The sequence below is a fragment of the Bacillus marinisedimentorum genome, assembly GCF_001644195.2.
In the GTDB taxonomy this organism is placed as follows: domain Bacteria; phylum Bacillota; class Bacilli; order Bacillales; family Bacillaceae_O; genus Bacillus_BL; species Bacillus_BL marinisedimentorum.
In genome coordinates this window covers 21,195-27,194 of record NZ_LWBL02000046.1, presented here as the reverse complement: position 1 = coordinate 27,194, position 6,000 = coordinate 21,195, and the positions used below count along the sequence as shown (strand labels likewise).

Here is a 6,000-nt window from a genome sequence, read left to right as displayed (position 1 = left end):
AGCTGGACAATTCCCTTCTGGCTTTTTATCCACGACGCTTAAAACTTATAATTTCCTTAACTGCAAAAAAGGCCCCCGCCATTCAAATGCGGCAGCCTTTTGATTCGTTTCGGAAGCTTATAAATATTTACGGTGCATAGCACGGCCGTTATACGAAAAGAGCACATCTTTGTTTTCGATCACCGTTTCGAGATGGACCGGCCGGCCCCATAGCTGATGGATATACGGAAGCACCTTTTCAAGATACTTCAAGTCCAGTTCGATTTCTTCATACCCGTGTTTCAAATACAATTCACCATTTTTCAAGTAATCGCCGTCATTGACCGTGATGAAAGGAAAGCCGCCGTTTACCCTCATGTTAATCAGTTGATCGCGTACTTCCTTCCATTCTTTATCGATGACTTTATAATCCTTCCCCTGCTTCTGGAACAAGTACATATCTTCACGGAGCACCAGGTCTTTCGTTAAATAGTTCCTGATGAATGATATATCTGATTCAATTTCTCGCACTTCAAAAATTTTATCGCGTCCAGATCCCGGTTTTACGCCATTCTTTTTCATATCTTCCGTCGGGTTATTGTAGCGCTCTTCAATATCTTCAAACATTTTTATACCAAGGTAATAAGGGTTGATCTGGGTTTTGGAAGGCTGCACGACTCCTGCATTCAGCTTGGCAAATTCAACAGACTCCCCGGACGTCAGGTCCATCTCCCTGAGAATGCGTGCATGCCAGTAGGAAGCCCAGCCCTCATTCATGATTTTCGTTTCGAGCTGCGGCCAGAAATAAAGCATTTCTTCCCTCATCATTGTTAGGATGTCACGCTGCCAGTCCTCCAATTCCCTGCTATATTGTTCAATGAATAACAGCAGATCTTTTTCAGGGCGCGGCGGGAATTTTTTCACTTTTTTACGCGTTTTCGGAGCTTCTTTCGGTTTGTTATCCAATTTCCATAAATCATCATAGTCAGTTTTCTTTTTCATATCCCGTTCTGGGGATTCCTCTTCCAGCTTCCAACCGAGTCTCGGGCGGACAAGCGATGGATCGATATGTTCCTGGATTGCCATGACCGCGTCCAGGAACAGTTCCACTTCTTCCTTTCCGTGCTCATGCTCGTAATGTTTAATACGGTCAGCAGTTGCCGCCATACTTTCAACCATGTCCCGCTTTGTATTGGAAAAGCGTATGTTGTTTTTGAAAAAATCACTGTGGGCAAGAACGTGCGCCACAATCAACTTATTTTGAATCAGGCTGTTCGTGTCAAGTAAAAACGCGTAGCAAGGATCGGAATTGATGACCAGTTCATATATTTTACTTAAGCCGAGGTCATATTGGAGCTTCATTTTATGAAATTGTTTTCCGAAACTCCAGTGGGAAAATCGGGTCGGCATCCCATATGCACCGAATGTATAGATAATTTCAGCAGGGCATATTTCGTACCTCATCGGATAAAAGTCAAGACCGAAGCCGGTCGCGATTTCAGTGATTTCCTCTATCGCCCGGCTCAGTGCTTTATGTTCCTCAATCATCATTTCACATCTCCCCTTTAAATCCCTTTCTAAATGTTTATGTACGAGATGGTGAAATGATGAAAGCCGGACTCCTGTACCGGGCAACTTCACCCGCTGCCAAAAGAAAAAACGGTGCCGGAAAAGCACCGTTTTTTTGTTAGTCGTTATCGACACCCATGTTTCCGTCTCGATAATCATTAATGTTGCGGAGACGATTATCATCACCCATCTGACCAGGATTCCTGTCTTCATTCGGCTCTTCACCAAGGTCAGGTTCCTGATTGTCATAATCGATAATACCGTCGTTATCACGGTCACCGAGCTGGTCATTAATCATGTTATCATTGTCCAGAACACCGTTGCCATCGCCATTATTGTAGCGGACGTTTTCATAACGCATGTTTTCTGTATCATCATTGGCATCATTATCGCCAGCCATGTTACATGCTCCAAGCACACCAAACGACAAAGCAAAAGCGGCTAAAGACATAAACCATTTTTTCATGTTGTTTTACCTCCATTTGTTTTGGTTTGTCAGTTGTTAATATGTCCTGATTGGCCCATTTGCATGAAAGCATTTTTGGATAATAATCAGGAAGGCCACCCACATCTTGTCATTTCTTTAATGAATGACTGAGACTTGTTGTCACAAACTAATTTTGTGCGGAATTTCCGTACAAAAAGGCTGAACGGAGGGGTACAATTGAACTTTCGAGGCAGAAATCGATTCAGAAAAAATACGATGGATCTGTTAGGTATGGTGACCGGCCGCCGCAGGAAGCGGAATCGAAATCGGAATATGCTGTTTTCGATGCTCGCTGTAGGCGCCGGGGTCGGCTCTGCCATGTACGGCATGAGACGAACCAACGGTCTGGACCTTGGCAGAGAAGTGACCGAGCGTCTTAACAGAAACAACAATGGCCAGGTGGAAGAAATGATCGATCAGGTCGCCAACACTGATTCAAGCCGTGAAGCCGTCAACATGGTAAGAGGCGGCCTCCAGAGCATCTAAGGCCTCCCGGCATCTTGAATGTCCCTCTAAGGCATTCACACAAGCATCATTGAAAAGCACCGATCATTTGCGATCGGTGCTCCTTTTTATTTATCTTGTTGTCAGCCGCTATTCCACGATTGGTTAAAGAACCAAAAAGTCAATCGTGATTCTGCGGATTCTTCAAACTCGATTTGCTGCCGCGCTTCGAATTATACTCCGTACCCTTATTATTGTCCCCGCTCATACCAGCACCAGCCTTACCGTGCCGCTCCGGTGCATTCTGATTACCGCTCCCATATGCTCCATTCCTGTTTGTCATCATGCTCCCTCCTTATTGGAGTGCCTGGCAATTGCCTCGCAATTGCCAGGCACTCTTCGTTCATGTTTTTTAGTCTTTTCCTCTAAATTTGTAACCATGCACAGTTTTCATCCTTTTTCTTACGTGTTATAAAGGCCATTTTCGTCAACTTCTTCGAGGAATCCATCGATCAGTCCGTCAATTTGGTCCCCTGTCGGAGATTGCTGCATGTACATGGAAAATGAAATTTCTCTTACAAAGCTGCCGTCTGTTGTATTTGTGACATGTACGGCTCCCCGCTGCTGCATGACGCTGTATTCGACTTCAAACCGGAATCCATTACGTTCGATCGCTCCCACTGCAATACCTCCCGACTGCTGTTATACCTTACAACTTCTTTTGATAAAACCAACATTTACACGCTGTTTCCAGGCTTAAAAAAACGTTGATTCCATACAATAAAAGTACTCCCTTACAGAAAGGGGATGCGACATTTGAATACAGCCGACTATGACAAAGCGCTGTTTTTTATTACCTGTTCGTTATGGGACGATCTTCTTGTTCTCATGGTCAGGACGAAGGATGACATGCTGTCGAAACGGATTGAGCATTTCCTTCACGCCTATACATTCGAAGGCGATCTTGACGTCATAGAACAGAAGCACCGGTCCCTTTACCAGTACGTCAATAATGCCTTATTGACGACAGACACGTATGAACCATCTTTCGAAACATCTTTGACATAGCAACGTTACGACGAAAGGAAAAAAATTGAACCCTGACCCGGTTTCATGTCTCTGACGTTAAAAAAGAAGGAGGGCTTTTCCTCCTTCTTATTTTTTGTATTCATTTGTCATTCATACATATTTTTATCCGCATTCACATAAATTTTATTTTCTCCGGATAACTTGTTTACAACTATTCTTTATCATTTGATATTTCCTTCTCACATACAAGCCCATTTTTAACCGCATAGAGTGCAGCCTGAGTCCTGTCAGCAACTTCAAGCTTTGATAATATATTGGAGACATGCGTTTTCACCGTTTTTTCGGTAATTATCAGGTTTGAAGCAATTTCCTTATTGCTTTTTCCGCCTGCAATTTCGCATAACACTTCCCTTTCCCGGCGGGTAAGGTCTTCATGCCGTTTCCTTTCCCGGCTGCCCCCAGAGGACAAATGGGACATGACATGTGCTGTCACTTTTGGATGCAGGTGACTTTCACCGTTGACAACCGCCCTGATTGCAGCCGCCAGTTCATCCGGCTGTACATCTTTCAGCTGATAGCCCGATGCTCCCGCTTTTATAGCCGGAATGACATGGTCCTGATCTGAATAACTGCTTAAAATCAGGATTTTGATGCCGGCATTTTTCTCCTTAATTTCTCCGGCAGCTTGAGCACCATCCATTACAGGCATCGATAAATCCATCAGCACAATATCAGGCTTAAGTTCAAGCGCTTTATCGACCGCTTCCCTGCCATCAACCGCCTCGCCGATTACTTCGATATCTTTCTGTGTTTTCAGAAAAAAACCAAGCCCTCGCCTTACAACATGATGATCATCAGCAATCAAAACTTTAATCATCCCCAGCTCCTCCCTCTTCTTGAAACACCGCCGTCACTTTTGTTCCTGAACCTGGTTCACTTTCGATCGCAAGGCGTCCGCTTACAAGGGCGGCACGTTCTTTCATGCTTTTAATCCCTACAGAATCATGAGGAGTTTCAGCCATTTGAAATCCCCTTCCGCTGTCTTCTACTTCCAGTACAACCGTATGATTTTCGCGGGTTATGCTTACGGATGCTTTTGGTGTTCCGGCGTGCTTTTTGATGTTATTCAATGCTTCCTGTCCGATCCGCCAAATCGCTTCTTCCAGCTCATGTGACAGCGCAGCGACACCATTGATTTCAAGCGAAAGTTCAATCCCAAGCAAGTCAGCATACTGGGAGAGCGCTGCCGTCAGCCCTTTTTCGAGACCCATCGGCCGGAGCTGCCAGATAAGTGCTCTCATTTCCTTTTGAGCCTCAGTCGACAGCTGCTGGACATAGTCAAGGGTATCTTTAAGTTCCTCGTCTTCCGTCATTTCGCAGGCGCCCCTTAGCGTCAATGTTACGGAAAACAACAGCTGGTTCACTGAATCATGTAAGTCGCGGGCCAGCCTATTTCTCTCCTGCAGCACCGACACTTCCCGCTGTTTTTTCTCAATTCGCAAATTCTCAAGCGTAATCCCGACATGGCGGGCAATCTGTTCGATGACTTCTTTTTCATGACGATCCAGCGAACTTTGATACACAGCCAGCTCACCTTTGGTTTTGCCTGTTTTGATTTCCACCCTGTACACTGGAAGGCCTGCAGTATCTCCTGATATTGCCCTGTCTCCATTACATGTGATGGCTGCTGCCGTCCATTCAAAAATGTCCAGGATACGGCGGAGTGTGTTCTCCAGAAGATTTTCTTCCGCCCGCCCGGAATTCAAAAACGAACTGATTTCGCCGAGTTTCCAAAAAAGCTCGGCCCGTATTTGCTGCTGATGGAACAGTTTCATCCTATTTACCGCTGTGCCGATCTGGAGCGAAACTGCCTCAAGCAAGGCCAGTTCCTCCGTGGTAAAATGCGTTTTATGCGGAGCTGCAACATTCAAGAGGCCGAATTTTTCCTCACCGGCTTTGATCGGGACAGTCGCATGATGGGTTATTCCTGCTGTATCGCCGATTCGCCCGGCAATTGCGTCTTCTATCCGCTTGCATTCGATAATATTGACTGCTTCGTTCAGGCGGCCGTCATTGTATTTACTCAAGCACCAGCAAGTGCCTTTGCACATGAGCTCGCTGCGGTTATTCTCAAGGGCCTGAGGAAGCGATTCATCAGCGGCAAGCTGAAAAGAACCGTCTTCCTCAATTAAAAAAATCCAGCCCGTCGAAAGCCCTGTGACATGAAGAAGCTCTTTCAGAGCCGTCCGCAGCATCTCCTCTAAGTTTTCACCCCTGTTCAGCGTTTCAGCTATCGCTTTTAACGTCTCAAGTTCCTCAAGCCGCTTTTTCACTTCCATACTCCCTCTCCCCTTGTAACTCTCTATATCATGATACCGAAAACGATCCACCGTTTGCTCAGACAGCGGCATGAATGTCATTTAAGACTTTAGTATGAAGAATCCTTCGAAAAAAAGCAGATTATTCTTTCTCCAGCTGACCCTCTCTATAAG

Annotated in this window: 8 protein-coding genes; 2 read left to right on the top strand and 6 right to left on the bottom strand. The window is 45.4% G+C overall.

Annotation, left to right across the window (positions count from 1 at the left end; translation table 11 throughout):
* Nucleotides 1–117: 117 nt before the first annotated feature.
* Nucleotides 118–1,530: a SpoVR family protein gene (locus tag A4U59_RS14205; RefSeq protein ID WP_066174165.1), complete on the bottom strand. Its 1,413-nt coding sequence runs from the start codon at nt 1,528–1,530 to the stop codon at nt 118–120.
* A 136-nt stretch (nt 1,531–1,666) separates the two neighbouring features.
* The gene (locus A4U59_RS14200; RefSeq protein ID WP_157888193.1) at nt 1,667–1,948 is read right to left on the bottom strand and encodes a hypothetical protein; all 282 of its coding nucleotides are present in this window, start codon (nt 1,946–1,948) and stop codon (nt 1,667–1,669) included.
* A 264-nt stretch (nt 1,949–2,212) separates the two neighbouring features.
* Between A4U59_RS14200 and A4U59_RS14195 the strand changes: the two genes are divergently transcribed.
* The gene (locus A4U59_RS14195; protein WP_066174159.1) at nt 2,213–2,521 is read left to right on the top strand and encodes a hypothetical protein; all 309 of its coding nucleotides are present in this window, start codon (nt 2,213–2,215) and stop codon (nt 2,519–2,521) included.
* 139 nt (nt 2,522–2,660) lie between these two features.
* Here A4U59_RS14195 and A4U59_RS21100 read toward each other — a convergent pair whose 3' ends face one another.
* Both A4U59_RS21100 and A4U59_RS14190 read right to left on the bottom strand, forming a co-directional pair.
* Complete coding sequence (locus tag A4U59_RS21100; RefSeq protein WP_106406345.1) at nt 2,661–2,822, bottom strand: imidazoleglycerol-phosphate dehydratase; 162 nt, start codon at nt 2,820–2,822, stop codon at nt 2,661–2,663.
* Between the two features lie 119 nt (nt 2,823–2,941).
* Complete coding sequence (locus A4U59_RS14190) at nt 2,942–3,160, bottom strand: DUF5370 family protein (protein WP_066174156.1); 219 nt, start codon at nt 3,158–3,160, stop codon at nt 2,942–2,944.
* 135 nt (nt 3,161–3,295) lie between these two features.
* On the opposite strand from A4U59_RS14190, the gene A4U59_RS14185 reads away from it, so the two are divergent.
* Nucleotides 3,296–3,547, top strand: a complete 252-nt coding sequence (locus A4U59_RS14185; protein WP_066174154.1) for a YhdB family protein — start codon at nt 3,296–3,298, stop codon at nt 3,545–3,547.
* A 172-nt stretch (nt 3,548–3,719) separates the two neighbouring features.
* On the opposite strand, the gene A4U59_RS14180 is transcribed toward A4U59_RS14185, so the two are convergent.
* Nucleotides 3,720–4,385 (bottom strand): response regulator, encoded by a 666-nt coding sequence (locus A4U59_RS14180; RefSeq protein WP_066174152.1) that lies wholly within the window; start codon nt 4,383–4,385, stop codon nt 3,720–3,722.
* Nucleotides 4,378–5,847 (bottom strand): GAF domain-containing sensor histidine kinase, encoded by a 1,470-nt coding sequence (locus A4U59_RS14175; protein WP_066174150.1) that lies wholly within the window; start codon nt 5,845–5,847, stop codon nt 4,378–4,380. The genes A4U59_RS14180 and A4U59_RS14175 overlap by 8 nt, the downstream gene beginning before the upstream one ends.
* Nucleotides 5,848–6,000 lie beyond the last annotated feature (153 nt).

What these genes read in the sequence shown, in the direction of transcription:
- A4U59_RS14205 (WP_066174165.1), bottom strand. Translation starts at nt 1,530, where the DNA reads ATGATGATTGAGGAACATAAAGCACTGAGCCGGGCGATAGAGGAAATC.
- A4U59_RS14175 (WP_066174150.1), bottom strand. Translation starts at nt 5,847, where the DNA reads ATGGAAGTGAAAAAGCGGCTTGAGGAACTTGAGACGTTAAAAGCGATA.
- A4U59_RS21100 (WP_106406345.1), bottom strand. Translation starts at nt 2,822, where the DNA reads ATGACAAACAGGAATGGAGCATATGGGAGCGGTAATCAGAATGCACCG.
- A4U59_RS14180 (WP_066174152.1), bottom strand. Translation starts at nt 4,385, where the DNA reads ATGATTAAAGTTTTGATTGCTGATGATCATCATGTTGTAAGGCGAGGG.
- A4U59_RS14200 (WP_157888193.1), bottom strand. Translation starts at nt 1,948, where the DNA reads ATGGCTGGCGATAATGATGCCAATGATGATACAGAAAACATGCGTTAT.